Raw genomic sequence first — 1,549 nt, 5'->3', positions numbered from 1 at the left:
CGCCTCATATGGAGGTCGGCCTGTCAACGACGGCATGGTGAAGCGGTGGCACGCACCGTCGTGTGTGCCACCGCTTCCTGTTGCCGGGATGGTGATCGATGCGAGTGGGAGGTGAGCGTGTCGTAGTGTTCGACGCGTCGTCAACTCTCATATACGCGGGTTGGTTACCGCAGGACGGACTGTTTCGGCTGGAGTGGATCGCAAGTCTATGAGTCGAGCGTGATCCCAACGCGCAGTTGAGGATTGCTCATAGGCGGCTAGCGGGTCACTCCCAGACGCTCGGCCACATCCCACATCGTCGTCGACCGTTCATTCCGGACATCTATCCCGACGCAGATCGCTACTTCGGCGTCGGAGCTTCAGTCATTCCTCGAGCGTGGCCAACGACCAGCACCAGCCGGCCAGCTCTCGTGCGATCCCGGCATTGGCGACCACCGCACGTTTACCGCGTTCGTCGAAATGTTCCCACCGTGCGTGCAGCCGCCGGTTCGCTTGATGTCCTCGCGCTTTGGCTTTGGGAGTCGACGCCTTCCACCGTGCCACCAGTTCACGCCCCGGCCGATACGGCTTGCGATGATGCCAGGCAGCCTCGACCAGCAGTCGGCGTACGTGAGCATTGCCGGTTTTGCTGACACCGCCCTGCGACCGGGATTCACCGGAAGAATGCTCGGTCGGGATCAACCCGACGAACGCACCGATCGAGCGGCCGGTCAACCGGTCCCACTCACCGATCTCCGTCGCCAAACCGAACGCTGTCAACGTCGCCACCCCACGAAGGCACCCCAGCCGGGTCACCACCGGAGTGAACGACGAATGCGCAGCCATGTCCGCGATGGCGGTATCGAGACGATTCCGGCGTTCGGTGGTGGCGATGACGGTCTCGTAGGCGGTGTCGTAGGTGATCTGCAGTGCACGTGAATCGAACCGCTGGCGACGTAACCACAGATCGTGGGCTGCGGTCCAGGGTTTGCCGCCGCTGTAGATGATCCCTTGACGCAGCAGCACATGTGTCAGGCGATGCTGTGCGGACACCAGATCGCCGCGGCAGTCCTCCCTTGCTCGCACCAGATCACGAGCGGACTCCTGCTCGGTACTCGGAATCAGAACCGGCACAATAGAACTCAAATGAAGCAACCGAGCCAAATGCCGGGCATCACGGGCATCGGTCTTGATGCGGTCACCAGGGGGACGCTGAATTTTCGACGGTGCCGCCACCACACAATCGACACCGGCGGCCAACAGAAAACGGGCCAGACCGAAACCGGTCGGGCCCGCCTCGTAGACGACATGCACCAGTCCTGGCAGCGAACGAATCCACTCCAGGATTTCTTTGTGATCAGGCGACATGCGACGCTCGAACAACTCGCCCGTCTCGCCATCCAAACCGCACGCCACCACCGATCGTGCGTGCACATCCAAACCAACACTCGTACGATGATTCTTCACTGGGGCCTCCCACATCTGTGGCTCTACCGGCCAGGACCCACTCCTGTCGGCAACCCACGCTTACATGCGGAGGGGCCCCAGCCAAGACCTCCATACCGTCTAT

The 1,549-nt window shown here is 61.8% G+C and carries 1 protein-coding gene; it reads right to left on the bottom strand.

The window, feature by feature from the left end; genetic code table 11:
- Positions 1-363: 363 nt before the first annotated feature.
- Complete coding sequence (locus VF34_RS24150) at positions 364-1,446, bottom strand: IS110 family RNA-guided transposase (RefSeq protein ID WP_426374983.1); 1,083 nt, start codon at positions 1,444-1,446, stop codon at positions 364-366.
- Positions 1,447-1,549: the final 103 nt, after the last annotated feature.

Origin of the sequence: Rhodococcus sp. PML026, assembly GCF_000963615.1 — a bacterium.
In the GTDB taxonomy this organism is placed as follows: Bacteria; Actinomycetota; Actinomycetes; order Mycobacteriales; family Mycobacteriaceae; genus Rhodococcoides; species Rhodococcoides fascians.
Note: the sequence above shows the minus strand (reverse complement) of the source record. Positions and strands in the feature narration are given on the sequence as shown.